We start from the raw sequence: 26,135 nt of genomic DNA, 5'->3' as shown, positions 1-26,135 counted from the left end.
GCTCAACGGACACGCTCCGCAAAAGGACCCGCTCATGCCCCTCTCCCGCCCGGCCGCGCTTGCAGCCGTCATCACACTCATTCTGGGCCACACCGCCGCCCAGGCCGACGACCAATTGCAGGCCAAGGTCGACCAGATCATCCGCCCGTTGATGCAGGCGCAGGGAATCAGCGGCATGGCCGTGGCGATCTACGCACGCGACCACGCGCACTACTTCAGCTATGGCGTGGCCAGCAAGGCCGACAATGTGCCTGTCAGCCGAGACACGCTGTTCGAGATCGGTTCGCTGAGCAAGACCTACACCGCCACCCTGGCCGCGCTGGCCAGCGCCGAGGGCAAGCTGGACCTTGAAGCCCCGGCCAAGCACTATCATCCGGCACTGGCCGGGGCGCCCATCGGCGACGCGACGGTGCTGGAACTGGGTGCCTACAGTGCCGACTGCCTGCCCTTGCAGTTCCCCGATGCGGTGCAGACACCGCAACAGGTCGTCGATTTCTTCCGCCACTGGCAACCCCGTGCCAAACCCGGCACCCAGCGCTGCTACTCGAACCCCAGCCTTGGCCTGTTCGGTGACTTGGCCGCACGGGCACAGCATCAACCGTTTTCTACGCTGATGTCCGAGGGGCTGCTGGCAAAAATGGGCCTCAAAAACACCTATCTGCAGGTCCCGGCCAGTGCTCAGGGGCTTTATGCCCAAGGTTACGACGACGCCGACAAACCGGTGCGCGTCGGCCCCGGCCCGTATGCCGACGAAGCCTACGGCATCAAGACCAGCGCCAGCGATTTGCTGCAGTACGTGCGGCTGCACATGCAGCCCCAGGGCCTGCCACCGGCACTGGCTAAAGCAACCGCCATCACCCAGCAGGGCTACTTCCAGGTCGGCACCATGACCCAAGGCCTGGGCTGGGAGCGTTATCCCTACCCCGTCACGCTGGGCACCCTGGTAGATGGCAACAGCGCGCGGCTGGTCCGTGAACCGCAGCCAACCAAGCGCTTGCAACCCGCCCTGCCCCAACTGCCGGCCGCCTGGTACAACAAAACCGGTGCAACTAGCGGTTTCGGCGCTTACGCCGCATTTGTGCCCAGTGAACAGCTGGCAATAGTGTTGCTGGCCAATCGAAATTACCCGAACGAAGCCAGGGTTCGTGCAGCCTTCGAGATACTGTCCGGGCTGTAGTGGAAACGGCGATTGTCGAACAAAAAGACAGAAATGTAGTGAGTAAAAATATTCACTACAAAATGATTGACGCCGCTCATCGCCCTTGTGCATGATGAAGCCGTCTCCCTGATCGGGAGCGGTGGCAAGGGTGTTCCAGACGGCTTGCGCGGTAACGCAGGCCGTCCGTGGAGAGGGAACTGTCCAAAAGGCAGCGTGAGAAAGCCCCTGTTGCGATGCTGCTGTAGCAGCGTTGGTAGTGCGCTACACCGTGGTAGCGCCAACTGTGAAAATCACCTACGAATGGGTAATGGGGGCTTTATGATGAACTTGAACAACAATCCGACTATCGACCAACTGGCGCAGCTGTTCGCTGTACGCAAGGACAGCCTTGACGACCACCTGCTGTGGGTTAGCCAAACCGGTGAGGTGCGGCTCGACCGCCTGCCACCGAATACGATCGAAGATGAATTCGAAGAGCACCTGCCCAGCATGCGTGCCCGCTTCAAGGTCTACCGCCGTGGCCAGGGCTACGTCGGCAAGAAGGCCGCCGCCGATACCGAATTCGTCGGCCGCGTGCTGCAGACCCTGCAACAAGAATGGCCCGCCGCCCGTGAGCGGCAGGCAGTCAAGGTGATCGAACCGCTCAACTGAGGGTTCTCACCTTTATCTGAGCCCGGCCCGCATAGGCCGGGCTTTTTCATGCCTGGCGCCGTCGGCAACGGCTTTGCGGCAATGGCAGGGCACCGGTAGCCATCGCACGGGCACGGTCCACACCCCACACCAAGGCACGGGTCATGGTTTCCCCGGGCCGCGCAGGGTAGTACTCCTCCAGCATTGCCCGCCCATCGGCTCCATACAGCCCTAAAAACAGCTGAGTCGCCCCCAGACGTGACAAGCGCACCTGCACATCCAGCGTTGTGCCGTCACTGAGAGCTTCGTTGTGGCTGCGGCTGTGCAACTGGGCGTCGGCCCACTGCCAATACGTCTGTTCCCTGACTCGCATGAGCATTCGATCCTCCGTCGCTGGAATGCCACGACAGAAGACCACAACCCTGGCCAGCCGGCGAGCGCTACCCGGCAATGCCATGAGCCGGATCAACAAAGCGCAATAAAAACCCCGCCATTGGGCGGGGTTATGTACTGGGGCGGGGTCACTTCTTCAGCGGAACCCGCGGCATGAAGCGGCCTTTTTTACTGCGCTGCAGGTGTGCAGGCTGTAGCTGTTCGGAATCATCCAGCGTCATGTGGGCGAACCCGAGGCGGAAGGCCGCCTGGCCGCAACGCACTTGGCTGTTGATCGGGAACGCATCATTCAGGTCTTCGAAAAAGGATTCGCTCATGCCCTGTCTCCCTCCAGTGGCAGTCGCGCCGGCAACCAGAAAAGTCGCCCAGAAAACGCGGCCTGTAAAAAAGAGACTAGCCGGTCATTTACGGACCACCCGGACAATCGCACGACAGCCGACCAGTGGCAGACCGCTCTACTTCAACCGCACCGCGGTGCCGGTGGCAAATACCACGACCATGCCGCCCTGCACCGACGGCATGCTAATTTCGAAATCCACACCCACTACCGCATCGGCTCGCAACTGATGTGCCCGCGCCTTGAGCTCCTCGGTCGCCTGCTCGCGCGCCTCACGCAGGGCGCTTTCCAGCGTTTGCGAGCGGCCGCCGAAAAAGTCGCGAAAGCGTGCAAAGAAATCGCGCACGAAGTTGATGCCCTGCACCGATTCGGAGCTGACGACGCCCAAGTATTCAGCAATCGGGCGACCTTCGAGCTGGCTGGTCGTGGTAATGATCATGAAAGCGCTCCGTTGACCTGGATAAAGAGGCCGATTCTAACAGAGCGCCAAGCAGCATATTTGTGCGGCTTACGCGGTGACCGCCCGCAACCTTTGCCCGATACGCGCGCCGAATACGTTCACCAGCAACCCCGCCATTACCAGCAAGGCACCCCAGCCCTGGATTGCGGTCAGCCGTTCGCCCAGCAACAACGCCGACGAGCTCAAACCAATCACGGGTACCAGCAGCGAGAACGGTGCCACCTTGCCGGCCGGGTGGCGCGACAGCAGTTTGCTCCACAGGCTGTAACCAAGCATGGTGGCGACGAAGGCCAGGTACACCAGTGCCAGCACCGAGCTCCAGCTGATATTGGCCAGGGCATGGCCAATGCGCTCAGGCCCTTCCAGCCACCAGGACAACGCCAGGAACGGCAGTGGCGGTATCAGCCCGCCCCAGATCACCAATGCCACAAGGTCAACCGAGCCAAAACGCCGGGTAATGATGTTGCCCATGCCCCACATGGCACCACCGCACAAGGTCAGCACCAACGCCAGCAGCGGTACATGGCCACCATCTTCGCTACCAATCAACGCCAGGCCGCTGGCGGCTATCAGCAGCCCCAACACACTGGCCAGGCGCAACCGTTCACCCAAAAACAGTGCCGCGAACCCCAGCGTAAAGAAAGCCTGTGACTGCAAGATCAGCGAGGCCAAGCCAGGCGGCATGCCGCTGTACATAGCCTGGAACAGGAACGCGAACTGGCCCAGCGAAATCGTCGCACCATAGGCAATCAGCCAACGCCAAGGCAGTTTCGGCCGCTTGATCAGCAAGATTGCCGGAAACGCCACCAACAGGAAGCGCAGCGCCCCCAGCAACATCGGCGGCAAGCCGTCGAGGCCAACCTTGATGACCACGAAGTTGACTCCCCAGGCGACAATCACCACCAGGGCAATGAGCAGGTCCTTGAGCGGCATTGCGACTTCCTTCTACAGGCTTTGTGGACATATTTCGTTACAGCATAAGGCTATTCCTCAAAAGCGGACCAGCACAGTTACCCGCCGTCGTTGCGCAACAGTGACTGTTACTGGCCCCCAGTACGGGGCCAACCACAGGAGAACACATGTACTCCCGCCGTGACCTCGCAGGCGTTCCAGTGCCGGGCCTGACACACCCCTGCCAAATCAGCGGGTCGCAGCCTCAATCCTGATAACCTGGTGCCACCTTTTCCAGCATTCGCAACAACGCTGCCCACGCCAGCTGCAGCGCATCCGGGTCGGCCAGCTCACCCTGTTTCAACCCCCGCTCCGGCTCATTGAACTGCCGTTCGGTATGCACGCACACTGCGGCCGGCGGCAGTATCAGTTGACCGGCACTCTGCGCTGCCAACTGGATCTCACAGGCCTTCTCCAGGTAGAACATGCGCAAGAATGCTTCGGCCACGCTGCGCCCTGTAGCAAGCAGGCCATGGTTACGCAGGATCATCACCGGCTTGTCGCCGAGGTCGGCAACCAACCGCTGCTGTTCGTCCATATCCAGTGCGATACCTTCGTAGGAGTGGTAAGCCACCCGGCCGTAAAACTCCATGGACATCTGGTTGACCGGCAACAGGCCGCACTCCAGCGCGGCTACCGCGCAACCCGCGCGGGTGTGAGTGTGCAGCACGCATTGGGCGTCATCACGAGCGGCATGAATAGCACTGTGAATGACGAAGCCGGCCGGGTTGACCGGGTGCGGCGAAGGTTGCACTGGCCTTCCCTGCAAGTCGATCTTTACCAGGCTGGAGGCAGTAATCTCTTCGAACAGCAGCCCGTACGGGTTGATCAGGAAGTGATGCTCCGGCCCGGGCAGGCGCAAGGAAATGTGGGTGAAGATCAGGTCGCTCATGCGAAAGTGCGCGATCAGCCGATAGCAGGCAGCCAGTTCCCGGCGCAAGCGCTGTTCCGTTGCGATCATGGTGGTTATCTCTATAGATGAGGAGGCTTGAAACTACTTGCTCGCCCAGGCATTGAAGCGTTGTTCCAGCTCTTCGCCATGGTCGACCCAGAATTCCACATTCATCGCCAGTGCCCCTTGCAAGTTCTGCGGCGAAGTGGGCACCCAACTGGCCAGGGCCGGGTCAAGCCTGACGGCTGCCTGGGTGTTGGTCGGCCCATAGGGAATCTGCTGCACATACCGCACCTGGGTATCCGGCTGATTGGCATAGGCTATCAGCCGCTTGGCCTGGTCGACATGCCGCGAGCCTTTGATGATTGCCCAGTAGTCCATGCCATACAGGCTTCCAGGCCAGACCACGGCCAACGGGCTGCCTTGCTGCGCCGCCACGGCGATGCGCCCGCTGTAGGTCGAAGTCATTACCACATCACCTGCAGCCAGCCACTGCGCAGGTTGGGCGCCGGCGTCCCACCACTGGATATAGGGCTTGAGTTCGCTGAGCTTGGCGAATGCACGGTCAACCCCGGCCGGCGTCGACAGCACCTGATAGACGTCCTCTACCTTGACCCCATCGGCCAGCAGGGCAAACTCCAGGTTATACACCGCACGTTTGCGCAAGCCGCGCTTGCCTGGGTACTTGTTCACGTCCCAGAAGTCGGCCCACGAGGCCGGCGCCTGCGCCAGCTTGTTGCGGTCGTAGGCGATAGCCACGCTCCACACCAGCGCAGCCGAGCCGCAATCCTGCGCCGCGTCGGGTATGAGCTCGGCGGCATGGCCCAAGCGCTGCCAGTCGAGGTGTTCGTAGATACCTTCCTCACAGCCACGCATCAAGTCCGGCCCCTCGATCTGCACCACATCCCAATCGACGTTGCCGGTGTCGGCCATCACCTGGATCCGCGCCATTTCGCCGTTGTATTCGCTCTGTATCAGCTTGCTGCCATCCTGGGCACTGAAGGGCTTGAAGATTGCCTCGTCCTGAGCCTTCTGGCCGGCGCCGCCATAGCCCACCACGACCATCTGCGGCGCAGCTTGCGCAGTGCCCAGGCCAACGGCCAGCAACGTTGCCCAAAGGCCAGCAACACGTGCAATTGTCTGCATCTAAGTTTCCTCCTGCCGGTGCCCCCAAGGGCCCGTTTTCTTGTTGTTGTGAGGTCACGCCCTCGCGCTGAGGGTGATGAAAACCTAGTCGCGCACCAGTAAAAAAACAAGTTGATTTTTTACTGGAGCTACACTTTCATACACAAAACAAGAACAACACCGCACCGGAGCCGCCTGTATGCAGACCGCCTTCCCTCACCTGTTTGAAGCGTTGCAGATCCGCGGCAAGCGCTTGAAGAACCGCATCATGTCCACCGGCCACGATACCTGCCTGCCCACCGACAACCTGGTCAACGACAAGCTGATCGCCTACCAGCGCGACCGTGCAGCCGGTGGCGTCGGCCTGATCGTGCTGCAGGTTGCGGGGGTGCATGACAGCGCCCGCTACACCTCGCATGTGCTGATGGCCACCGACGATGCCTGCATCGACGGCTATCGACAGCTGGCCGAAGCCTGCCATGCACACGGCACCGTGGTGCTGTCGCAACTGTTTCACCCCGGCCGGGAGATCATGGAATCGGCAGACGGCCTGCTAGCGGTTGCCTACTGTGCGTCCTCGGTGCCCAACGAACGCTTCCGGGTGATGCCGCGCGCACTGGACCAGCCGATGATCGACGAAATTGTCCAGGGCTACGCCAGTGCGGCCCGGCGTCTGCACCAGGCTGGGCTGGACGGCGTCGAAGTGGTGGCAAGCCATGGCTACCTGCCCGCACAGTTCATGAACCCGCGGGTGAACCTGCGCAGCGACGGCTACAACGGCGATCTGGAACAGCGCCTGAGGTTTCTGCGTGAGGTGCTGGCCGCCGTGCGCGCCGCCACCGACGAGCAGTTCATCATCGGCCTGCGCATCAGCGCCGACGAGCGCGACAGCCAAGGGCTGAGCGAGGACGAGTCGCTGGCCGCAGCCATTGCCCTGCAGGGCCAACTCGACTACCTGCACATCGTCGCCGGCACATCGGCGTCCTTGGGCGGCGCCGTGCACATAGTCCCGCCCATGGCCATCGAGCCAGCCTATCTGGCCAGAGAAGCCGGCACCTTCAAGCAACAGCTGGCCATACCCCTGTTTGTTACCGGGCGCATCAACCAGCCCCAGGAAGCTGAACTGATCCTGGCACGCGGCCAGGCCGATGTTTGCGGCATGACCCGCGCACTGATCTGCGACCCGCTGATGCCGAGCAAGACCGAACGCGGCCAGGTCGAAGATGTACGCGCCTGTATCGCCTGCAACCAGGCCTGCATCGGTCACTTCCATCGCGGCTTGGCCATCTCCTGCATCCAGCGGCCAGAAACCGGCCGCGAATTGCAGTATGGGCAGCTGACGCCTACCACAACGCCCAAGCGCATTCTCGTCGCCGGTGGCGGCCCCGCCGGCATGAAGGCTGCCGCCGTGGCCGCCGCCCGCGGCCACCACGTAACGCTGTACGAGGCCGGCCCACAGCTCGGTGGCCAGGTGCTGCTGGCCCAATTGCTACCGCGGCGCAGCGAGTTCGGCGGGGCCAGTACCAATCTGCAACGGGAAATGGCCCTTGCCGGTGTCGAAGTCGTGCGCAACACCCGGGTGGACCGCGCCCTGGTCGAACGCGAACACCCCGACCTGGTCATTGCCGCTACCGGTGCCACCCCCTACTGGCCGGCGTTCGAGCGCAGCGGCGAGCTGCAGGTGGTGGACGCCTGGCAAGTACTGCGTAACGAAGTGAAGCTGGGGCGTTCGGTGCTGGTGATGGACTGGCGCTGCGACTGGATCGGCCCTGGCATCGCCGAACGCCTGGTACGCGAGGGGCACCAGGTGCAGTTGGCCGTCAACGGTACCCATTGCGGCGAGAACCTGCCGCTTTACGTGCGTGACCAGCTCGCCGGCGAACTGCATCGCCTGGGCATCCCTGTCACCCCTTACGCGCGCTTGTACGGCAGCGACGACAACACGGTGTACCTGGAGCACACCGCCAGCGGCGAACCCATGATCTTCGAAGGCATCGACACGCTGGTGCTGTGCATGGGCCATCAGCCGCAAGACAGCCTGGCCAGCGAGCTGGCCGGCCTGGTAGAAGTGCGGCGCATTGGCGACTGCCTGGCACCACGTACCGCCGAAGAAGCGATTCACGACGGCCTGACGGTTGCCTGGTCGCTCTGAGGCTGTACATACTGCGGCTTTTGCGATGGACCGACGTGCATGAGCCAACTCCCCCTGCCCCCCGCCAGCGAAGCCGGAGGCGCCGCGCCGCAGTTTCTGGGCACACGCATCCGCGGCCTGCGCAAGCGCCGCGGCATGACCTTGGCGGAGCTGGCTGCGCACAGTGAGCTGACCGCCGGCTACATCAGCCAGTTGGAGCGCAACCTCTCCTACCCGTCAATCCCGGCGCTGTTCAACATCGCCCGCAGCCTGGGCGTGACCATCCAGTGGTTCTTCGCCAGCGAGGCCACCCCTGCGCCCGAGGACCAGGGCTATGTCGTGCGGCGCAACAGCCGCCTGAGCGTGCACTATGAAGATGGCATCGTCGATCAGTTGCTCACCCCCCAGCCCAACCGCCAGCTTGAGATCCTGCACTCGCGCTTCCCCCCAGGCACCTACAGCCAGCAAAGCTACAGCCATGAGGGCGAAGAAGCCGGCTACATCCTGAGCGGCAGCTTCGAGCTGTGGGTGGGCGAACGCCATTTTCAGCTGGGTGAAGGCGACAGTTTCAGCTTCTCCAGCCAGGAGCCGCACCGCTACGGCAACCCCGGTGAGGTGGATGCCGTGGTGATCTGGGTGATCACACCGCCAACATTCTGAAGCACGCCTGACGGTTGCTCCCCCAATGTTCACGCTGGCGGTTACGGACTGGCTCAGGCAGCAGCAAACAGCGCGTTGGCAATCTGCGCCTGTGCAGCATCAATTGCTTGTGTGCGGTGCTCCGGGCCATAAGCCAGGCCATGGGCGCGAACGATTTCCAGGTCGGTGACACCGATAAAGCCCAGGAACACTTTCAGGAAGTCTTCATGCCCGGCGCCGCTCGGCTGGCCAGCGTGCAGGCCACCGGCAGTGGACACCAGTACCACTTTCTTGTTGCCGCACAGGCCTTCCGGGCCCGCTTCGGTGTAGCGGAAGGTCTTGCCGGCAACGGCAACGCGGTCGATCCAGGCCTTGAGCTGGGTCGGTACGGTGAAGTTGTACATCGGCGCACCAATCACCACAGCATCGGCGGCCAGGAATTCTTCCAGGGTTTGCGCGCTCAGCTTGGCCTCGAAGGCCTGGGCTGCATCGCGCATGTCCTCAGGGGTACCTGCGGCTACCAAGGTCGCGGCAGAGAAGTGTGCAATGGCGTCGGCGGCCAGGTCGCGGTACAGCACCTCCACGCTTGGGTCAGCGGCTTTCCAGGCTTCGACCACTTCACGGCTCAGCTGGCGGGAGGCGGAATTGTCGCCCAGGATGCTCGAATCGATGTGCAACAGTTTCATGGGACTCTCCTGTGATTGAAGACCGCAGCGTTAGGCGATCACGATGGAGAGAATCCTACAGAGATGAGTAATGGGTGATAAGGCGGCAAATATGCGCTAGTTTGTCCCACAGATGGAACAGTGAGACATTCTCATGCAAGACCTCAACGACCTTTTCTACTTTGCCCGCGTGGTCGAAGCCGGCGGTTTTGCCGCCGCCGGGCGTCAATTGGGCATCCCCAAATCGCGCCTGTCGCGGCGGATTGCCGAGCTGGAAGAGCGCCTGGGCACCCGCCTGCTGCAACGCACCACACGGCAGCTGAAGCTCACTGCGGTGGGCGAACGCTACCTGCACCACTGCCAGGCCATGCTGCTAGAGGCCGAAGCCGCCGATGAAGCCGTGGCCAGCATGAGCAGCGAGCCGCGCGGGCGCTTGCGGGTGTCATGCCCGGTGGCGTTGGCGCATGCCTTTCTGCCAGATGTGATCAGCCGCTTTCTTGCCCAGTACCCGCTGGTGCAGCTGGACATGGTGCTGCTCAACCGCCGCGTCGACCTGATTTCCGAAGGCATCGACGTCGCCCTGCGCGTACGCGACCTGGGCGACGAAGACCCGGCCCTGGTGACTCGTCGCCTGCGTCAGGCGCAGATGCAACTGGTGGCCGCGCCCGGTTTCGCCGACCACATCCGCGAACCGGGTGAGCTGGCGTCACTGCCGGTACTGGGCGCCGCCGAAGCAGACCGGCTGGTGCACTTGCGCCTGCTCGGCCCGCATGGCAAACAGCATGAAATTGCCTTGGAGCCGCGCTTGGCCATAGATGATTTCGTAGTGCGTAACGCCGCTGTACGGGCCGGCTTGGGGTTCACCGCGCTGCCCAGCATGTTCTGCGAAGAAGAGCTTGAGCGCGGCGAACTGGTGCGCCTGCTGCCAGACTGGTCACTGCCAGGCGGCTACCTGCAGGCGGTGTACCCGCACCGGCGCGGCGTACTGCCTGCGGTGCGGGTGTGGATTGATCACCTGGCGGCATCATTCGAGGCCTGTGGAGAGCGGTATGTCTGAAAGGAAGATGAGCGAAGCCCAGGTGGCCGCGTTTTGCCTGAGCCTTCCGGGTGCACGGGAAGACTACAAGTGGGGTGGCATCCGGGTGTTCTCGGTGGCGGGCAACAAGATGTTCGCGGTGCTCGACCTGGCGGGTGCGGGGCTGTCGTTCAAAGTGGCCGATGAGCTGTTTCTGGGCTACTGCGATCGCCCAGGGGGCGGCCTGCGCCTTATCTGGCGCGGGCGCGGTGGATCAGCATGGCGCTGCCCTACCCCATGGGGCGTGATGAGCTGTGTGATGTGTTGCAGCGTTCGCATCAACTGGTGGTGCGGCGATTGCCCAAGCGGTTGCAGGCAGGGTTGTTGATCTAGTCAGCCTGTATCGGCCTCTTCGCGGGCAAGCCGGCGAAGAGGCCGATACAGGCAAAAATCAATTGAAAGGCAGATAACGCCCCTCAAAAAACAGCCAATGGGCCCAGAACACCTGATGCATCAGCACAATCCCCCAGAACACCAACTGGTACGAAACCTTACGGGTTTTATGCCGGAACAACTGCTGGGCCAATAGCGCACCCGGCCACCCACCCAGCAATTCGCTGGCGTGCAGCACCTTTTCTGGGGTGCGCCAGGCCTGCGTACGCGCCTGCTGTTTATCCTGCCAGTACAGCAACAGGCTGATGAGGCTCATTGCCGGGTACAGCGCCAACGGCCACCAGGCCTGATGGCTCCACCCCATGCGTACCGCTCCCAAGCCGGGCAACAGGCAAAGCAAGCCCAACAGCAGCAATTTCAAGCGCACGTTGCGCACGCCGTCAGCCCTTTGCCCGCGCAGCGCCTCAGCCATGTGCTGTAGACCAGTCAACCCAGCCGAACTGCCAGGTCGCCAGAATCAACAGCCCGAAAACGATGCGGTACCAGGCAAATGCCGCATAGCTGTGGTTGGCAATGAACTTGAGCAGCGCACGCACCGCGATCATGGCGAAAATGAACGAAGTCACGAACCCGATGGCAAACACCGGCAAGTCACTTGGCTGGAACAGGTCGCGGTACTTATAGCCCGAGTACACCGCCGCACCCACCATCGTCGGCATCGCCAGAAAGAACGAGAACTCGGTCGCCGCCTTGCGCGACAGGCCGAACAGCAGGCCACCGATAATGGTCGAGCCGGAGCGCGAAGTGCCCGGGATCATCGCCAGACACTGGACGAAACCGATCTTCAGCGCATCGCTCCAGCGCATGTCGTCTACATGGTCGACCTGCACGCGGTGCTCGCGACGCTCAGCCCAGAGCATGATGATGCCGCCTACCACCAGTGCCGTCGCCACGGTGACCGGGTTGAACAGGTACTCATGAATCAGGTCGGCGAACAATACGCCCAGTACCACCGCCGGCAAGAACGCCAACAGCAGGTTACCGGTGAAACGCCGTGCCTTGGGCTGGCTGGTCAGACCAGATACCACATCGAGAATCTTGCCGCGAAACGCCCACACCACTGCCAGGATCGCCGCCAGCTGAATGATGATGTTGAAAGCCATGGCCCGTTCACCGCCAAACCCTATCAAGTCGGCGACGATAATCTGGTGCCCGGTGCTGGAGATCGGCAGAAACTCCGTCAGCCCTTCGACCACGCCTAAGATGATTGCCTGAAAGGCAGTCCAAAAATCCATCATTCCCCCGGATGGAGCGCTGCCTGTTGCACGCCCCTTGTTCTTGATTTGCTTGAAGTTGCCGCACGCGGCCCGGCTGTTTTACAGCGACTGTTGGTCGCAACGCCAGTAGAAATGTTCACGGCTGCTAAAGGTTTCATCTTGCGCGGCCGAAATCCTGACAGAGCCCCTTTGCAATCGCTTTACGCGACCTGCTACAGACTCTGACAAAGATAGCACCTAGCCATTAGTCGAGTGGGGCCTTGCCGCAAAGCATGCTTGGATGCACCTCTATAAAAAGAACAATGCGGGAGCTCGTGGATGAAGACCTTGAGATCAATGTCGATCAGCCGTCGCTTGTGGCTGATCCTTGTAGTGGCAGTGGCCATGCTGGTGGTGCTGGGCCTGCTGATGCTGCGCCAGATCCACGGTGACCTGTACCAGGCCAAGGCGGAGAAGACCCGCCACGTGGTGCAGACAGCAGCCGGTGTGCTGGCCTATTACCAGGGGCTGGAGGCGGCCGGTGCACTCAGCCGCGAAGCCGCCCAGCAACAGGCGCTGCAAGTGGTGCGAGCGCTGCGCTACGACCACGACGACTATTTCTGGATCAACGACCTGGGGCCAAAGATGATCATGCATCCGGCCAACCCCAAGCTTGACGGCCAGGACCTTTCGGCCATTCGCGACCCCGACGGTTTTGCCGTGTTCAACGAGATGGTCGCACTGGCCCGCCAGCAGGGCGCCGGGCCGGTGAACTACCGCTGGCCCAAGCCGGGCGCCAGCGAGCCGGTGGCCAAGACTTCCTATATACAGCTGTTCAAGCCGTGGGGCTGGATCATCGGGTCGGGCGTATACGTCGATGACGTGCAGGCCGAGTTCGCCCGCCAGCTGCGCGACGCCTCGCTGGTCGGCGTGGGCATTGCCCTGCTGATGGCGCTGGTGGTCTTGCTGATTGCCCGCAGCATCGCCCGCCCCTTGCAGGAGGCCGTGCAGGCCATGGGCAACATCGCCAGCGGCGAGAGCGACCTGACCCGGCGCCTGGATACGCATGGCCGTGACGAAATCACCCATTTGGGTGAGCACTTCAACCGTTTCAACGGCAAGCTCCAAGGGGTGGTCGGCCAGTTGCAGGGTGCAGCCCATGCATTGGCCCAGTCCGCCGGGCACGTCGGTGACAATGCGGGGGCCGCACAACAGCGCAGTGCCCAGCAATCGCTACAGATGGACCAGGTGGCCACCGCCGTGAACGAGGTGACTTACGCGGTGCAAGACGTGGCCAAGACCGCCGAACAGGCCGCCGGCGAAATGCGCACTGCCCAGCAGCAGGTGACGCACGGCCAACAGGCCATCCACGGCAGCCTGGCACAGATCGATCGGCTGTCGCTGACCATTGATCAGGCCGTTCAGGTAATCCGCGACCTGGCCGGGCACAGCACGCGCATTGGCGGCGTGCTGGATGTCATCCGTTCCATCGCCGAACAAACCAACCTGCTGGCGCTGAACGCGGCCATCGAGGCCGCGCGGGCCGGCGAGCAAGGCCGCGGCTTTGCCGTGGTCGCCGACGAGGTGCGCCTGCTGGCCCAGCGCACCGCGCAGTCGACGGCCGAGATCCATACCATGATCGCGCACCTGCAAAGCCAGTCGGACGCGGCGGTCAAGGCGATCGACACCAGCAGCGAAGCCTCGCGCCAGACCGTCGAGCAAGCCCGCGAGGCCGGCGCCAGCCTGGATGCCATCAACCAGGCGCTGAACAACCTCACCGCCTTGAATGCGTCCATTGCCAGCGCCACCTTGCAGCAGACGCATGTGGTCGAGGAGATCAACCGCAACGTGCTGGATACCGCCGGTTTGTCCCAGCAGACTGCCGATGCGGCGCGGCAGTCCAGTGATGCCGGAGTGGCGTTGGGGCAGTTGAGCGAGGAACTGGAACAATTGCTGCGCCAGTTCCGGGTCTGACCTTCAGATTGCCGGGGGCGCTTTGCGGCCCCGGCCACCTGACGCCCTACACCTTCCCCAGCCGAACCGCTACAATCGCGCCCTTCCCTCGATAGACTCTCCAAGGATCGCCGATGTCCGGCCTTGAACTCATCGCCGCCGTCCTCGGCGTTACCGCTGTCTGGCTAACGGTCAAGCAGAACGCCTGGTGCTGGCCGATCGGGCTGGTCATGGTGCTGATCTATGGCTGGCTGTTCTTCGAAGTCAAGCTGTATTCGGGCATGCTCCTGCAACTGGCCTACGCCATCCTGCAACTGTACGGTTGGTGGCAATGGAAGCGCCCCGGCCATGCTGAAGATGCCCGCCAGGTCTCCCGCCTGCAACGCCCTGCACTGCTCAGTGGCCTGGCTGCCGGGCTGCTGTTGAGCGCAGCCCTGGGTGCAGCCATGGCCAACTGGACTGATGCCGCCCTGCCCTGGCTCGACGCCACCCTCACCGGCTTCAGCCTGGTAGCGCAACTGTGGATGGCCCAGAAGCGCCTGCAATGCTGGCCGCTGTGGGTGGTGGTGGACATCGTCTATGTGGGCCAGTACCTGCACCAGCAGCTGTATTTCACTGCGGGCTTCTTCGCCGTGCTTACCCTGATCGCCGTGCGCGGCTGGCTGGAATGGCGTCGGGATCCGGCGTTGGTACAGGCATGAACGCAGAGCAGCCCATGAAGGTCCTGGTACTGTGCGGCCCCGAATCCAGTGGCAAGAGCTGGCTCAGTGGTGTGATTCAGGCGCATTTCGGCGGCGTGGTGGTGCCCGAGTACGTGCGCCACTTCATCGACCAAGAGTGCCGCGATACCTGCTACGCCGATATCCCCACCATCGCCCGGGGCCAGCTGGCCTGGGAGGACCGGGCCCGCGAGCAGGCCCCGCCACTGCTGATCCTTGACACTCACCTGCTCAGCAACATGCTCTGGAGCCACGCCTTGTTCGATGACTGCCCGCCCTGGCTGGAACAGGCACTGCTTGCCCGGCGTTACGACCTGCACCTGCTGCTGAGCCCACAAGGCGTGGACTGGGTTGCTGATGGCCAGCGTAGCCAGCCCGATCTCAACGACCGCCAACGCTTTTTCAACGACAGCCTGGCTTGGCTCAAGCGGCACCACCAGCCACACCAGATACTTGAAGGCAATTGGCCACAGCGCCAATTGCTGGCCCTGCAAGCGGTTGCTACACTGCTTAATAGCGATACGCCAGCATGCCCGACCGAGTGTTAAGCGTCTGAGACACACCGGTGGGGCAAAGCCCCCGAAAATGCGGGGCCTGCCCCCGCATCGGGGTCACTGTCAAGCCAGTGAAACACCCCTGCAAAAACCCTTCCAGTCAAAGCCACTGCTGGCTTGGCCAGCAATCCCCCGGGCTATCTGTATCAACCCTGAGACAGAATACGCCGCAGATTCTCAGCCCCTTGCTTTAACCCATTGATCTGCAAACGCTTCTCAAAAGCGGCACACCTTCTGCTCTGTTGTTCGCATCGCTGAACAGGGCCAGCGCACAAAGAAGGAGTTGCCGTCGTGAGGAAGAGTGACAAACGCCTCTATCACCTGGTACTGCTGGGTTGTGTATTCGGGTCACTGAGCCTGACGGCCCAGGCGGACAACGGGATCATCATCATCAAGCGCGATGTGCAGGTGCGCAATGCGACGATACCGCCCCTGATCCCTGACCCGAGCCCTACTACAGTCAATGCCAACCCTTCTGCCTACGTGCTCAAGCAGACCAACGAGCTGAGTGATGGCGATTTCGCCAGCATCAGCAGTGGCGCAGGCATCAGCAACATGATCACCCAGCAAACCAACAACCTGGGTGGCCACCTCGGCAATCAGAACCAACTGCCCAACCTCTCGGGTGGGCGCGGCACCGGGGGATCGGGCAACGGGATCGCGAACATGGTCAACTCAAGTGTTCAGCGCGGGCTCGCTCCGTTGCAGATCCTGACAGGCGGGGGCAAGTGAGATGAAGCACATGCTGCTGATTCTGGCCACCCTGTGCAGTGCGCCAGCCCTCGCCCAGTCCCTGGTGCCCGTCATCAACAACGCCGACATCGACGATTCCGGCAGCCGCTATCAGGGCAACCTCTCTGTCAACCAGGCCGCGGGTGACAAGCAGCAACAGGTCAATGCCCGCGCCATCGCCGTCGGGCCGCAAGCGAACGCCAGCACACAGATCCGGCAACGGCTCAACACGCCGGCTGACCCTGCGATGGATGCCCGCTCAACCATTCAAGGCAACGCATTCAGCAACGGCAGTGGCGCACTGGGTGTCAACCAGAGCGCCGGTGCCAATACCCAGCAAGCCAATGCCCTGAGCATCAGCCTCAGCGCTCAACCGCAAAGCATCGACGACAGCGTCCTCATGCAGCAGAACGTGGCGCTGCTCAACAACTCCGATCCAGCTGACACCGCACTCGGCCATCGCCAGGTCACCACCAGTGACCAGGCATTCACCGGTAGCCGTGGGGTGATCCAGCTGAATCAGAGTGCCGGGGTGGGAAACCGAATGGCCAACACCTTGAGCATCCGGGTCGCGGATTGACCCAATCAGTTAAGAACAACACTTAACCTAATAAAGTACGGAGAATCACCATGAAACCCTCGATGGCAATCAAGCCTCTGGTGTTCGCAATTGCTGCGGTCATGGCTGTTGCTGTACAAGCTGGACAAAACGATCGGCGCAACGACCACCACAACGGCCACAATAACAATGGTCAGCACACGCCTCCACCCACCAAGATCCCTGTGTATGCAACGGCCAATGCCTGGGATACCCAAAGCAGCACCAACAATCGCATCAGCAATCAAGGCACCATCAACGAAGCCGAGATGAGTGACTCGGGCACAGGCTCCAGCGGCAACGTTGGTATCAACGTCGCCGCCGGTAACGGCAACCAGCAAGACAACGCCGCTGCCATCGCCAATGCCGGCTCCGAGTCGAGCCTGGACAACAGCTTCGTGTTCGGCATGGCCAATGCCACTGCCGACGTTGAGCAAACCAGCAGAAACAACCGGGTCGACAACTATTCGACCCAGTCTTCGGCTGTGATGAGCGGCTCGGCCAGCGGGGCTGAGGGCAACATCGGCATCAACATTGCCGGTGGCGACCTCAACCAACAGAAAAACACCATGGCCATCGCCAACACGGGTGCCCCACTGGGTAACGCCACTGCCACTGCTTCCGCCAACCAGGACGGCCCAGGCCTGACTGTGAACAACAGCGCAGACCGCACCTACCGGGTTGATACGATTACCATCACCACCTCGGCAAGCGGTTCGAGCTCGCGCGATGGCACGTTCAACTCGACCGACGACCGCAGCTCGTCGTCGAGCTTCAGCGTGGCCGGCTCGCAAAGCGCCAGCTCCAGCGGCTCCAGTGGCTGGAACTCCAGCGGCTCGGCATCCAGCAATGCCAGCGGGTCCAACAGTTCGACCGCAAGCGGCTCTAACAGCTGGGGTGCCAGCGGCTCTGCCAGCGGTAGCAACAGCTCGTCGAGCAGCGCCAACCTGAACGCTTCGCTGGATGCAGCAGCCAACGCTACGCGTACCCTTACCACCGATGATGGCCGTCGCGAGCGCACCCGCTCCAGCAGCTTCGATGGTTCGCTGAATGCGTCGCTGGACGTATCGGTCGACAAGTCGCACGAAAGTGCATACGACTCGTCGTTCGAGAAAGCATTCGACTCCAACTACGACAAGTCGCATCAATCGTCGTACGACAAGTCCAAGGACTCTTCGTACACCAAGTCGCACGACTCTTCGTACGAGAATGCTTCGGCGTCTGACTTCTCGAAGTCTGGCGAAAAATCGAAACAATCCTCGAACGACGTTTCGAAGAGCTACAGCGAAAGCAGTGCTTACGACTTGAGCAATACCGTGTCCTTCCAAGTGCTGACCCCGACCGGCTGGGCCAACCCTGTTACCAATACTGCAACCCTTAGCGGTTCGGTGAACGGTGGCAGCGGCAACCTGGGCGTGAACGTGGCGGCCGGTGTGGGCAACCAGCAGAGCAACTCGCTGGCCATCTCCAACACCTCGTTCTAAACGCTGCGCTTGAGGCCCCCTCCGGGGGGCCTTTCTCCAACACACCGTAAGGCACCCGATCATGCGTATTTTCGCCTTGGCGTTTTTGCTGTGCCTGGCCAGCGTGAGCGAAGCTGCACAAATGCCGCTGTCCGTCCTGCCGGGCGGCGCCGTGGTGTTCAAGCCTCTCCAGAGCGTGCGCGAACGCAAATTCGCCGACCTGGTGCAACAAAAAACCGACTTCAGCTGCGGCGCCGCCGCGCTGGCCACCATTCTGCGCCAGGCCTACTGGCTGGATGTGGACGAACATCAGATCATCGAAGGCATGCTGGCCCACGCCGACCAGAACCTGGTGCGCACGCAAGGCTTCTCGATGCTCGACATGAAACGCTACGTCGAAAGCCTGGGCATGCGTGCCCGCGGTTACCGCGTGGCACCCGACACCCTGCACAGCGTGCGCATCCCGGTCGTCGTGCTGATGGATGTGCGTGGCTACAAGCACTTCGTGGTCATGCAGAAGGTCGACAAAGGCTGGGTCTACATCGGTGACCCGGTACTGGGCCACAAACGCTACAAAGTCGAAGACTTCCTCAAGGGCTGGAACGGCATCATCTTCGCCGTGATCGGTCAGGGTTACGACAAGAACAACATCCTGCTCGACCCGCCCCTGCCCCTGACCGCCAAGGGCCGGGTGGACACCTTCACCCCGGTGAAGGACAACGAGCTGCTGGACTTCGGCTTCATCAAAAGCGACTTCTTCTAACGACTGTTCTAATGACAAGGAGCATGATGCTCCAGGGAGCATTTCATGAAGACTTCATTGTGGCTGGCCATGGTCTGCCTGGCTGCCAGCTTGCCAAGCCACGCCGAGGCGTTGAAACCCATTGAACTGAAGGACCAGGAGTTGGCAAACCTGCGTGGCCGCTATGTGATGCCGGGGCGGATCGTCAGCTTCGGCATCGTCATGAGCAGCACCTGGCAAAACGCCAAGGGCGATGTGATCGGGGCGACCTCCACGCTTCAAGTTCAGCAATCGACCATCAAGCCCCAGTTCTATGTATCGATGATTGATGAAAAAGGTACAGGTACTGCCTCGACCAGTGCGCCCTCTGCCGGGACTGGCGTGGTCACCGGCGGCAATGGCCTTGCTACTACCGAGGGTGTGACCCAGGTGGTACGTGCGGCCGGCGACAACAACACGGCCTACAACAACGTCGATATCAACGTTACCAAGGCCAACCAGGCCCCCGCCGTGCAACAGCAAGGCCAGGTGCTGGCCGCCGGCCAGACCCTGCTCGGGGAAAACGGCGCCGGCTCGCTCAGCGTGTCTTCAAGCGGCGTAGGTGTGCAGCTCAACATCAATGCCAGCAACAACCAGGGCAGCAGCGTGCAGCGCCTGGCCCAGGGGGGGCTGATGCAGAATTCGACTTTGCTCGGCAACGGCAACCGGGTCAACAACATGACATCGTTGAATGTGGTCATGCGCGAGAACGTGCCGACAGCGGCTTCGCTCAATGGCAGCCTTGACCAGCTCAAAGGTCTTCGCACTTTCGGATACTGATCTACGCTCAGTCTCATCAAAAGTAGTTGGAAGGGACGGCAACTCCATGTACCGATCTTTAACGCTCAGAGCTTTTGTGTGTTTGACTACCCTGGCCCCCGCCACCGCACTCTACGCAGCCACCGATCCACAAGTGGACGCGCTGAAACAGGAACTGATCGAGCTCAAACGCCGCTACGAGGCCCAGCAACAGGCACTGATGGTACTTGAACAGCGGGTGCGCCAGGTCGAGGAGGCCCCGGCAGCGGCGCCGCCCAAGCGCCTGGTCAAGTCCCCCGCCGAAGGGGTCAAAGGCGCGCAGACCGTCGCGTCAGGCACACCGGGCGCCACAGGCAGCTCCTACGGCCAGGCGCTGACGGCCGATTCCGAACCGGCGCAAAGCGTTTCCAACCTGTATGACGAAGCCAGCGGATTCTTTGGCGGAGGCAAGTTCAGCTTCGAAACGGGTGTTACCTATACCCATTACGATACCCGTGCGCTGACGCTCAATGGCTTCCTGGCGCTGGATTCGATCTTCCTCGGCAGCATCAACCTTGACCGGATCAAGGCCGACAACTGGACCCTGGACATGACCGCGCGCTACAACCTGGCGCAGCGCTGGCAGTTCGACATAAACGTCCCCGTGGTGTACCGCGAATCAACTTACTCTTCCGGCGGTGCGGGAGGCGCCGGGGCCAGTACCTCCGATGCAACCGTCACGCGCGACCCGGAAATCGGCGACATCAACGTTGGCGTGGCCTATAAGTTCCTCGACGAGGACGAAACCTGGCCTGACGCCGTTGCCACCCTGAGGGTCAAGGCGCCGACCGGCAAGGACCCCTATGGCATCAAGCTGCGCGAAGTGGACGGCAACAGCAACCTGTCCGTCCCGGACAGCCTGCCGACCGGCAACGGCGTGTGGTCGATCACGCCAGGCATCTCGCTGGTCAAGACCTTCGACCCGGCGGTGCTGTTCGGCAGCCTCTCGTACACCTACAACATGCAGGACTCGTTCAGCGACATCAGCCCGCAGGTCAACAGCAAGGTGCCGGGTGACGTGAAGCTGGGCGACTCCTGGCAAATTGGCGGCGGTATCGCTTTTGCCCTGAACGAGAAGATGAGCATGTCGTTCTCGGTGTCTGACCAGTTTGCCCGCAAGAGCAAGATCAAGCCGGACGGTGGCGACTGGCAGTCGATCTCCAACAGTGACTACAACGCCGCCAACTTCAACATCGGCCTGACCTTCGCCGCCACCAACAACCTGACCATCGTACCCAACCTGTCCATTGGTCTGACCGACGATGCCCCCGACTTTTCCTTCAGCCTGAAATTCCCTTACTACTTCTGAGGCTTGCCCTCGGCCAGGCCCGCGCTAGCGGGCCCGGCTTTTGGTTACCAGCCTTGTAGCAAACCGCTTTCCCTTCCCCGGCCTGTTATCATCCAGCACAGATGCATGACGATTTAATGGCAAAAGGGAAGTTTTTGTGAAGAACCTGTCAGACCACCCGCGTACCCGGCTTGCCGCGTTGGCAGCCTTGGTACTGGTGATCCCACTGGGTACGCGCGCCATGCTGGGCTGGTCCAACCCGCTCGGCTACCTGTCCGACCTCGCCCTCGGCAGCCTGCTGGTATTGCTGCTGCACCGTCGGCCATGGTGGCTGGCCCTGCCGGTGCTGCTGGCCTGGGCAGCGCTGTGGGTGGCCTCGGCCGAACTGGTTAGCGCGGTAGGCCGGCTGCCAACCAGCGCCGACCTGACCTACCTGGTCGACCCGCAATTCATGGAAAATTCGACAGGTGGCGGCCTGGCGCACCCCTGGCTGCCCCTGACCCTTACTGCCGGCCTTCTGGGCTGGCTGGTCACCGTCTGGCGCGGCCGTACCCAACGCAGCATGCCGCTGCCCCGCAAGGCATGGGCCATTCCAGTGCTGCTGTTCGGTGCTCACTGGGGCAGCCAGCAGTTGGCACCCACCGACGCCGACCAGTGGCGGCAGTACAACCTCACTCACCAACTGATGTCAGCCGGTGTCGGCAGCCTGGAGCGCACGGTCGAAGGCTGGATGGGCCACACGCAAACCTTCACACCGCTGGCCAGCAGTGGCCTGACCCAATCCGACCTGAACGGGCAGCGGCTACTGGCCGGGCCAGGCAGCGCTCGCAACCTGCTGGTCATCACGGTGGAAGGTATCCCCGGCGCCTACCTGCGGCCCAACCGCCAGGCCCTGCACAGCCGCTTCGACGAAGACCTGATGCCCAAGCTCAGCCAATGGGCCGAGCGCGGCATGAACACCCCGGACTACGTGCTGCATACCCACCAGACCATCCGCGGCCTGTACGCGATGCTGTGTGGTGATTACGACAAGCTGGCCAACGGCACGCCCAAAGGCGTAGAGCTGCTGACCCAGAACGAACGCAACCAGGCCTGCCTGCCAGCGCAACTGCGCCAGGCTGGCTTCACCACCCACTACCTGCAAGGTGCCGGCCTGCGCTTCATGGCCAAGGACCGCATCATGCCGCATATCGGTTTCGACTCGGTGCATGGCCTGGAGTGGTTCCGCAACAAGAACTACCTGGACTTCCCGTGGGGCAAGGATGACCGGGCGTTTTTCGAAGGGGCGCTGGACTATGTCGGCCAATTGCAGAAACAGGACAAGCCATGGATGCTGACCCTGCTCACGGTGGGTACCCACCAGCCTTACTCCGCCCCAGCCGAGTACCTTGAGCGCTATGCCACGCCAAAACAGGCAGCGGTTGCCTACCTGGACGACGCGCTGGGGGCTTTCCTCGACAACCTCGAACGCCAAGGCGTGCTAAAAGACACCCTGGTGGTAGTGACCTCCGACGAGTCCCATGGCATCGACGGCGTGCGCCTGGCGTCGTCCTGGGGCTTCAACCTCACCCTGGCGCCAGAACAGGCGCAGTTGCCGCCTGTCAAACGCGGCACCTACGGCCATATCGATATGGCCACTTCCCTGCTCGACTACTTTGCGCTGCCTATCCCCATGGCGCTTGGCGGCCGTTCGCTGTACCGCGACTACGACACAGGCCGCGAGATGATTTCTTACACCAACGGCATGCTGCGCTACCACGACGGGCAGGGCGTCTTCACCGAGTGTGACTTCCAGCAACGCTGCCGGCGTTACGCCAGCGAGGGTTTCATTGCCGACCAGGCCCGCTACCTGGGCCAGGGTGACAGCTTGCTGGGCCAGCAGATCGGCGCCCTGGCCGGGGTGCTCGACCAGTCACTGCTGCAAACCCCGCTCAACCTGCGTTACCAGTTCGGCGGCCCTTCGCCGATCAAGTTGCGCAAGCGCATTCACGATGACTGGGCCGATAACCTGATCGGCGCCCAGTACCTGGAAATGCCGGGAGGCTCTCATACCCGCGTGCGGGTCAAGGTGCGCTCGCTGGACCCCAAGCGTGTGGCCTACATCCAGCTCAAGGCCAAGCAACTGGAACAGGACGTACCGCTGGGCTTGCCTGCTGAACTGAGGGTCACCGCCGACGACCCCCTGGAAATGGAGTTCAGCTTTGACAACCCGACCGAGCGCAAAGCGTTTTCCTTTCACTTGCTAGGCTACGGCGGCGGCAAGGTTGAAGTCAGCGACTTCAGCGTGATCACCGCGCTGCCCGGCGAAGATGACGCAGAAGATGAACTGGCCGAGGGGCATATCGCCCATTCGGGCTGAGCGACGTACCGCTCATCGCATGGCCACCGGTGCCTGTCGAATAGAACAGAGCGTGCTCGTCTAGTGTGTGAATCCCCCAGCGTGGAGACAGCACCATGAGCACAAGCGAAAGCAGGCATCCGGTGGCTTCCCGTAGCCAGTGGCTGGCGGCCCGCCAGCAACTGTGGCTGCACGAAAAAGCCTTTACCCATCACCGCGACGCATTGGCAGCAGCCCGTCGCGCCCTGCCCTGGGTCAGGGTCGAGCACGACTATCAGTTCCAGGGGCCGGACGGCGAACTGAGCCTGGCCGACCTGTTTGCGGGGCGCAGCCAGCTGTTGCTTTACCACTTCATGTTCGCCGAGGGCTGGAGCGAAGGCTGCCCCGGCTGCTCGTTCCTGGCCGACCATTTTGACGGTGCCAACCTGCACCTTGCTCACCACGATGTGTCGCTGGTGGCGGTATCGCGAGCGCCGTATGCCGAGTTTCAGGCGTTCCGTCGGCGCATGGGCTGGCAGTTTCCCTGGTACTCGTCACAGGGCAGTGGTTTCAACGAGGACTTTGGCGTCAGTGTCGGCAGCGAGGGTGAACGGCAGTACAACTATGCGCCGTATGACGGCAGTGAAAGCGAACTGCCCGGCTTGAGTGCGTTTTACCGCGAACCGGACGGCAGCGTGTACCACACCTACTCCACCTACGCCCGCGGGTTGGACATTCTGGTCAACACGTACAACTTCCTGGACATTGCGCCACTGGGGCGCAACGAAAGCGGGACCATGGACTGGGTGCGGCACCATGACCGCTATGAAGGGCAGCCAGACAAGCCACACTGCTGCCACAACTGACCAAACCAGACGCAATCGTTGCTGGAGCGGCCTTGTGTCGCGAAAGGGCTGCAAAGCAGCCCCAGGATTTCAGCGCGGACGCGAATACTGCCGGGGCCGCTTCGCGGCCCTTTCGCGACACAGGGCCGCTCCTGCAAGAGCCCGCGCAGTACGGATATCGCTATTAGCCACGCACACCCAGCATCCCGCGCTCGACAATGAAATCAATCACTGCCTGCAACCCCTCACCCTTCTTCAGGTTGCTGAAGGTCCACGGCCGCTGCGGGCGCATGCGCTGGGTGTCGCGCTCCATCACTTCCAATGAAGCCCCTACATAAGGCGCCAGGTCGGTCTTGTTGATCACCAGGAAGTCCGACTTGGTAATGCCTGGCCCACCCTTGCGCGGAATCTTCTCGCCTTCGGCCACGTCGATCACGTAAATGGTCAGGTCAGCGAGCTCCGGGCTGAACGTGGCGCTGAGGTTGTCACCGCCGCTTTCGACGAAAATCACTTCAAGGTTGCCAAACTTGCGCGCCAGCGCCTCGACGGCAGCCAGGTTCATCGAGGCGTCTTCGCGGATCGCCGTATGCGGGCAGCCGCCCGTTTCCACGCCCACAATGCGCTCCGGCTCCAGGGCGCCAGCCTCGGTCAGGATGCGCTGGTCTTCCTTGGTGTAGATGTCGTTGGTGACCACGGCGATCTGGTAATGGTCGCGCATGGCCTTGCACAGCGCTTCCAGCAGTGCAGTCTTGCCGGAACCGACCGGGCCGCCGACACCGACGCGCAGGGGTTGTTGATAGCTTTGCATGAAGGCAGTCCTCAGGAACGGAACAAACGGGTGTATTGAGTTTCGTGACGCGATGACGCAATGGCCAGCAATGGCAGGCCGCCACCGAGCTGGTCATCGCCCAGGGCCAATGCCCGGTCGAGGGCTGCCGGCAAGCCGGTGCCCAGGTCGCGCAGCAAGGTCTGGGCAGCCTGCTGGCCGAAAGGCACCAGCTTGACTCCTGCCATTACCGCGCCCTCCAGCCAGGCAAAGCCATAGCCGAGGGCCAGCGGGCGCAGCGGGATTGCCCAGTGCGCAGCCAGCCAGGCCATGCCGCCCAGTTGAGTCAATTCAAGGCTGGCACGCCAGGCCGGGGCCTGGCCCAATTGCCAGCCATCAAGCAGCCGGGCCAGCGCCGCGCCGCGCTGCTGTTCTTCCAGGCGCAACTCGGCGGTCTCGCGGTTGGCCAGCAGAAAACGGCTCCAGTGGGCGAACGCCGCGGCATCCTCGCCCTGGCAAGCGTGGTACAGACGCGCCAGCACCGGCCAGTCGAGGCAGGCCAAGGTGTCGTCGACCTGCTCCCGCTGCCAGGCCGCAAAACCGTCCGCGCCCCTTACCCAGCCCGCCTCGACTGCCCACTCCAGACCTTGCGAGTAGGTAAAGCCCCCCACCGGCAAGCCGGGGCTGGCCAGCTGCAGCAGGCGCAGCAATGCCAGGTCGCTGTCCATCAACCGGCCAGCACCAGCGCGGCGCCGGCCAGCAAGCCACCGCCAAAGGCCTTCTGCAGGCCACTGTGGCGGCGCAACAGGCAACCGACCGCAAAGCCCGCCGCCAGCAGCAAGCCGCTGACCGCGACAAACCCTGCGCTGAATTGCCAGAACGCGCTTGGCGTGGCTTCCACCCCATGAGCCCAGCCGTGGAACAAGGCGAACACCGGCATGGCCATGGCCAGCAGCAACTGGCGGCTCGGCAGCAGCACTGCCCCGGCAGCCACCAGCAGCGACAGGGCGATCAAGGTTTCCATGCCCAGCATGTCACCAAACAGGTGGCCACACACCGCGCCGCCAAACATCGCCGCCAGGGTTGCCAGGGGCAACGTCAGGCTGCGCCCGGTCAATGCAGCGAGCACCCCGGTGCCCAGCAGCATCAGCAGATGGTCAAGGCCGGTCAGCGGGTGCAACAGGCCGTCCTGCAGCGGGTTGCTGTCATGGCCAGGGTGGGCGAAGGCTGGCAGGGCCAGCATCAGCAGAAACAATGCGAGCGTCTTTTTCATTG

The 26,135-nt window shown here is 62.4% G+C and carries 28 protein-coding genes and 1 pseudogene; 17 read left to right on the top strand and 12 right to left on the bottom strand.

Features of this window, described 5'->3' with window-relative positions:
* Nucleotides 1–34 precede the first annotated feature (34 nt).
* Nucleotides 35–1,177, top strand: coding sequence for a class C beta-lactamase (ampC, locus tag LU684_RS09975; RefSeq protein ID WP_232894589.1), 1,143 nt, complete (start codon nt 35–37; stop codon nt 1,175–1,177).
* Between the two features lie 300 nt (nt 1,178–1,477).
* Nucleotides 1,478–1,810, top strand: a complete 333-nt coding sequence (locus LU684_RS09970) for a hypothetical protein (protein ID WP_016486521.1) — start codon at nt 1,478–1,480, stop codon at nt 1,808–1,810.
* A gap of 46 nt (nt 1,811–1,856) precedes the next feature.
* On the opposite strand, the gene LU684_RS09965 is transcribed toward LU684_RS09970, so the two are convergent.
* From LU684_RS09965 to LU684_RS09940, 6 genes are all read right to left on the bottom strand, one after another.
* Entirely contained in the window at nt 1,857–2,168 is a 312-nt protein-coding gene (locus LU684_RS09965; RefSeq protein WP_016486520.1) for a hypothetical protein, read from the bottom strand.
* Between the two features lie 142 nt (nt 2,169–2,310).
* On the bottom strand, nt 2,311–2,499 hold the full coding sequence (locus LU684_RS09960) for a hypothetical protein (protein WP_003253897.1): 189 nt from the start codon (nt 2,497–2,499) through the stop codon (nt 2,311–2,313).
* A gap of 138 nt (nt 2,500–2,637) precedes the next feature.
* Nucleotides 2,638–2,958 carry a YbjQ family protein gene (locus LU684_RS09955; protein WP_016486519.1) on the bottom strand — a complete coding sequence of 107 codons (321 nt, stop codon included), beginning with the start codon at nt 2,956–2,958 and terminating at the stop codon, nt 2,638–2,640.
* A 69-nt stretch (nt 2,959–3,027) separates the two neighbouring features.
* A complete protein-coding gene (locus LU684_RS09950) occupies nt 3,028–3,912 on the bottom strand; it encodes an EamA family transporter (protein WP_095115077.1) in 885 nt (294 codons plus the stop codon).
* 223 nt (nt 3,913–4,135) lie between these two features.
* Nucleotides 4,136–4,891, bottom strand: a complete 756-nt coding sequence (locus LU684_RS09945; RefSeq protein WP_016486517.1) for a class II aldolase/adducin family protein — start codon at nt 4,889–4,891, stop codon at nt 4,136–4,138.
* Nucleotides 4,892–4,924: 33 nt separating this feature from the next.
* Nucleotides 4,925–5,968, bottom strand: a complete 1,044-nt coding sequence (locus LU684_RS09940; RefSeq protein WP_191087653.1) for an ABC transporter substrate-binding protein — start codon at nt 5,966–5,968, stop codon at nt 4,925–4,927.
* Nucleotides 5,969–6,146: 178 nt separating this feature from the next.
* Between LU684_RS09940 and LU684_RS09935 the strand changes: the two genes are divergently transcribed.
* Together LU684_RS09935 and LU684_RS09930 are read left to right on the top strand one after the other, a co-directional pair.
* Nucleotides 6,147–8,099, top strand: a complete 1,953-nt coding sequence (locus LU684_RS09935; RefSeq protein WP_232894587.1) for an oxidoreductase — start codon at nt 6,147–6,149, stop codon at nt 8,097–8,099.
* Nucleotides 8,100–8,138: 39 nt separating this feature from the next.
* The gene (locus LU684_RS09930) at nt 8,139–8,738 is read left to right on the top strand and encodes a helix-turn-helix domain-containing protein (protein WP_016486514.1); all 600 of its coding nucleotides are present in this window, start codon (nt 8,139–8,141) and stop codon (nt 8,736–8,738) included.
* 53 nt (nt 8,739–8,791) lie between these two features.
* Here the strand turns inward: LU684_RS09930 and LU684_RS09925 are convergent, their stop codons facing one another.
* Nucleotides 8,792–9,403 (bottom strand): FMN-dependent NADH-azoreductase, encoded by a 612-nt coding sequence (locus LU684_RS09925; protein WP_023049322.1) that lies wholly within the window; start codon nt 9,401–9,403, stop codon nt 8,792–8,794.
* A 133-nt stretch (nt 9,404–9,536) separates the two neighbouring features.
* Here LU684_RS09925 and LU684_RS09920 point away from each other — a divergent pair, with 133 nt between their 5' ends.
* Together LU684_RS09920 and LU684_RS09915 are read left to right on the top strand one after the other, a co-directional pair.
* Nucleotides 9,537–10,439: a LysR substrate-binding domain-containing protein gene (locus LU684_RS09920; RefSeq protein WP_060516636.1), complete on the top strand. Its 903-nt coding sequence runs from the start codon at nt 9,537–9,539 to the stop codon at nt 10,437–10,439.
* Nucleotides 10,432–10,790, top strand: a pseudogene (locus LU684_RS09915) (MmcQ/YjbR family DNA-binding protein). Before LU684_RS09920 ends, LU684_RS09915 begins: the two are co-directional and overlap by 8 nt.
* Nucleotides 10,791–10,848: 58 nt before the next feature.
* On the opposite strand, the gene LU684_RS09910 reads toward LU684_RS09915, so the two are convergent.
* Nucleotides 10,849–11,262, bottom strand: coding sequence for a DUF1294 domain-containing protein (locus tag LU684_RS09910; RefSeq protein ID WP_016486458.1), 414 nt, complete (start codon nt 11,260–11,262; stop codon nt 10,849–10,851).
* The gene (locus LU684_RS09905) at nt 11,255–12,085 is read right to left on the bottom strand and encodes an undecaprenyl-diphosphate phosphatase (RefSeq protein ID WP_031312576.1); all 831 of its coding nucleotides are present in this window, start codon (nt 12,083–12,085) and stop codon (nt 11,255–11,257) included. Before LU684_RS09905 ends, LU684_RS09910 begins: the two co-directional genes overlap by 8 nt.
* Before the next feature lie 300 nt (nt 12,086–12,385).
* On the opposite strand from LU684_RS09905, the gene mcpP reads away from it, so the two are divergent.
* The 11 genes from mcpP (at nt 12,386) to LU684_RS09850 (ending at nt 24,115) form a co-directional block, all read left to right on the top strand.
* A complete protein-coding gene (gene mcpP, locus LU684_RS09900) occupies nt 12,386–14,020 on the top strand; it encodes a methyl-accepting chemotaxis protein McpP (protein WP_232894585.1) in 1,635 nt (544 codons plus the stop codon).
* A 113-nt stretch (nt 14,021–14,133) separates the two neighbouring features.
* Nucleotides 14,134–14,700 carry a nicotinamide riboside transporter PnuC gene (gene pnuC / locus LU684_RS09895; protein ID WP_016486455.1) on the top strand — a complete coding sequence of 189 codons (567 nt, stop codon included), beginning with the start codon at nt 14,134–14,136 and terminating at the stop codon, nt 14,698–14,700.
* The gene (locus tag LU684_RS09890; RefSeq protein WP_016486454.1) at nt 14,697–15,266 is read left to right on the top strand and encodes an AAA family ATPase; all 570 of its coding nucleotides are present in this window, start codon (nt 14,697–14,699) and stop codon (nt 15,264–15,266) included. The genes pnuC and LU684_RS09890 overlap by 4 nt, the downstream gene beginning before the upstream one ends.
* Nucleotides 15,267–15,563: 297 nt before the next feature.
* A complete protein-coding gene (locus LU684_RS09885; protein WP_016486453.1) occupies nt 15,564–16,004 on the top strand; it encodes a hypothetical protein in 441 nt (146 codons plus the stop codon).
* A gap of 1 nt (nt 16,005) precedes the next feature.
* Entirely contained in the window at nt 16,006–16,584 is a 579-nt protein-coding gene (locus tag LU684_RS09880) for a hypothetical protein (protein ID WP_016486452.1), read from the top strand.
* 50 nt (nt 16,585–16,634) lie between these two features.
* A complete protein-coding gene (locus LU684_RS09875) occupies nt 16,635–18,086 on the top strand; it encodes a hypothetical protein (RefSeq protein ID WP_016486451.1) in 1,452 nt (483 codons plus the stop codon).
* A gap of 61 nt (nt 18,087–18,147) precedes the next feature.
* Nucleotides 18,148–18,828 carry a C39 family peptidase gene (locus tag LU684_RS09870; protein WP_016486450.1) on the top strand — a complete coding sequence of 227 codons (681 nt, stop codon included), beginning with the start codon at nt 18,148–18,150 and terminating at the stop codon, nt 18,826–18,828.
* Between the two features lie 45 nt (nt 18,829–18,873).
* A complete protein-coding gene (locus LU684_RS09865; protein WP_232894583.1) occupies nt 18,874–19,626 on the top strand; it encodes a hypothetical protein in 753 nt (250 codons plus the stop codon).
* A 46-nt stretch (nt 19,627–19,672) separates the two neighbouring features.
* Nucleotides 19,673–20,953: a hypothetical protein gene (locus LU684_RS09860; protein ID WP_232894582.1), complete on the top strand. Its 1,281-nt coding sequence runs from the start codon at nt 19,673–19,675 to the stop codon at nt 20,951–20,953.
* A gap of 136 nt (nt 20,954–21,089) precedes the next feature.
* Nucleotides 21,090–23,291 carry an LTA synthase family protein gene (locus tag LU684_RS09855; RefSeq protein ID WP_232894580.1) on the top strand — a complete coding sequence of 734 codons (2,202 nt, stop codon included), beginning with the start codon at nt 21,090–21,092 and terminating at the stop codon, nt 23,289–23,291.
* Nucleotides 23,292–23,386: 95 nt separating this feature from the next.
* Nucleotides 23,387–24,115 carry a DUF899 domain-containing protein gene (locus LU684_RS09850; RefSeq protein WP_016486446.1) on the top strand — a complete coding sequence of 243 codons (729 nt, stop codon included), beginning with the start codon at nt 23,387–23,389 and terminating at the stop codon, nt 24,113–24,115.
* A gap of 163 nt (nt 24,116–24,278) precedes the next feature.
* Here the strand turns inward: LU684_RS09850 and ureG are convergent, their stop codons facing one another.
* From ureG to LU684_RS09835, 3 genes are read right to left on the bottom strand one after another with little or no spacing between them, the layout of a single operon-like run.
* Nucleotides 24,279–24,902, bottom strand: a complete 624-nt coding sequence (gene ureG, locus LU684_RS09845) for an urease accessory protein UreG (RefSeq protein ID WP_010953755.1) — start codon at nt 24,900–24,902, stop codon at nt 24,279–24,281.
* 11 nt (nt 24,903–24,913) lie between these two features.
* Complete coding sequence (locus LU684_RS09840; protein ID WP_060516645.1) at nt 24,914–25,588, bottom strand: urease accessory protein UreF; 675 nt, start codon at nt 25,586–25,588, stop codon at nt 24,914–24,916.
* Nucleotides 25,588–26,133, bottom strand: coding sequence for a HupE/UreJ family protein (locus LU684_RS09835; protein ID WP_016486444.1), 546 nt, complete (start codon nt 26,131–26,133; stop codon nt 25,588–25,590). The genes LU684_RS09840 and LU684_RS09835 overlap by 1 nt, the downstream gene beginning before the upstream one ends.
* Nucleotides 26,134–26,135: the final 2 nt, after the last annotated feature.

This window comes from Pseudomonas sp. NMI542_15 (assembly GCF_021283425.1).
GTDB lineage: Bacteria > Pseudomonadota > Gammaproteobacteria > Pseudomonadales > Pseudomonadaceae > Aquipseudomonas > Aquipseudomonas fortuita.
This window is presented reverse-complemented; position numbering and strand designations above follow the sequence as displayed.

Coding starts and splice junctions, on each gene's coding strand:
- ampC (WP_232894589.1), top strand. CDS start 35: ATGCCCCTCTCCCGCCCGGCCGCGCTTGCAGCCGTCATCACACTCATT.
- LU684_RS09970 (WP_016486521.1), top strand. CDS start 1,478: ATGATGAACTTGAACAACAATCCGACTATCGACCAACTGGCGCAGCTG.
- LU684_RS09965 (WP_016486520.1), bottom strand. CDS start 2,168: ATGCTCATGCGAGTCAGGGAACAGACGTATTGGCAGTGGGCCGACGCC.
- LU684_RS09960 (WP_003253897.1), bottom strand. CDS start 2,499: ATGAGCGAATCCTTTTTCGAAGACCTGAATGATGCGTTCCCGATCAAC.
- LU684_RS09955 (WP_016486519.1), bottom strand. CDS start 2,958: ATGATCATTACCACGACCAGCCAGCTCGAAGGTCGCCCGATTGCTGAA.
- LU684_RS09950 (WP_095115077.1), bottom strand. CDS start 3,912: ATGCCGCTCAAGGACCTGCTCATTGCCCTGGTGGTGATTGTCGCCTGG.
- LU684_RS09945 (WP_016486517.1), bottom strand. CDS start 4,891: ATGATCGCAACGGAACAGCGCTTGCGCCGGGAACTGGCTGCCTGCTAT.
- LU684_RS09940 (WP_191087653.1), bottom strand. CDS start 5,968: ATGCAGACAATTGCACGTGTTGCTGGCCTTTGGGCAACGTTGCTGGCC.
- LU684_RS09935 (WP_232894587.1), top strand. CDS start 6,147: ATGCAGACCGCCTTCCCTCACCTGTTTGAAGCGTTGCAGATCCGCGGC.
- LU684_RS09930 (WP_016486514.1), top strand. CDS start 8,139: ATGAGCCAACTCCCCCTGCCCCCCGCCAGCGAAGCCGGAGGCGCCGCG.
- LU684_RS09925 (WP_023049322.1), bottom strand. CDS start 9,403: ATGAAACTGTTGCACATCGATTCGAGCATCCTGGGCGACAATTCCGCC.
- LU684_RS09920 (WP_060516636.1), top strand. CDS start 9,537: ATGCAAGACCTCAACGACCTTTTCTACTTTGCCCGCGTGGTCGAAGCC.
- LU684_RS09910 (WP_016486458.1), bottom strand. CDS start 11,262: ATGGCTGAGGCGCTGCGCGGGCAAAGGGCTGACGGCGTGCGCAACGTG.
- LU684_RS09905 (WP_031312576.1), bottom strand. CDS start 12,085: ATGGATTTTTGGACTGCCTTTCAGGCAATCATCTTAGGCGTGGTCGAA.
- mcpP (WP_232894585.1), top strand. CDS start 12,386: ATGAAGACCTTGAGATCAATGTCGATCAGCCGTCGCTTGTGGCTGATC.
- pnuC (WP_016486455.1), top strand. CDS start 14,134: ATGTCCGGCCTTGAACTCATCGCCGCCGTCCTCGGCGTTACCGCTGTC.
- LU684_RS09890 (WP_016486454.1), top strand. CDS start 14,697: ATGAACGCAGAGCAGCCCATGAAGGTCCTGGTACTGTGCGGCCCCGAA.
- LU684_RS09880 (WP_016486452.1), top strand. CDS start 16,006: ATGAAGCACATGCTGCTGATTCTGGCCACCCTGTGCAGTGCGCCAGCC.
- LU684_RS09875 (WP_016486451.1), top strand. CDS start 16,635: ATGAAACCCTCGATGGCAATCAAGCCTCTGGTGTTCGCAATTGCTGCG.
- LU684_RS09870 (WP_016486450.1), top strand. CDS start 18,148: ATGCGTATTTTCGCCTTGGCGTTTTTGCTGTGCCTGGCCAGCGTGAGC.
- LU684_RS09865 (WP_232894583.1), top strand. CDS start 18,874: ATGAAGACTTCATTGTGGCTGGCCATGGTCTGCCTGGCTGCCAGCTTG.
- LU684_RS09860 (WP_232894582.1), top strand. CDS start 19,673: ATGTACCGATCTTTAACGCTCAGAGCTTTTGTGTGTTTGACTACCCTG.
- LU684_RS09850 (WP_016486446.1), top strand. CDS start 23,387: ATGAGCACAAGCGAAAGCAGGCATCCGGTGGCTTCCCGTAGCCAGTGG.
- ureG (WP_010953755.1), bottom strand. CDS start 24,902: ATGCAAAGCTATCAACAACCCCTGCGCGTCGGTGTCGGCGGCCCGGTC.
- LU684_RS09840 (WP_060516645.1), bottom strand. CDS start 25,588: ATGGACAGCGACCTGGCATTGCTGCGCCTGCTGCAGCTGGCCAGCCCC.
- LU684_RS09835 (WP_016486444.1), bottom strand. CDS start 26,133: ATGAAAAAGACGCTCGCATTGTTTCTGCTGATGCTGGCCCTGCCAGCC.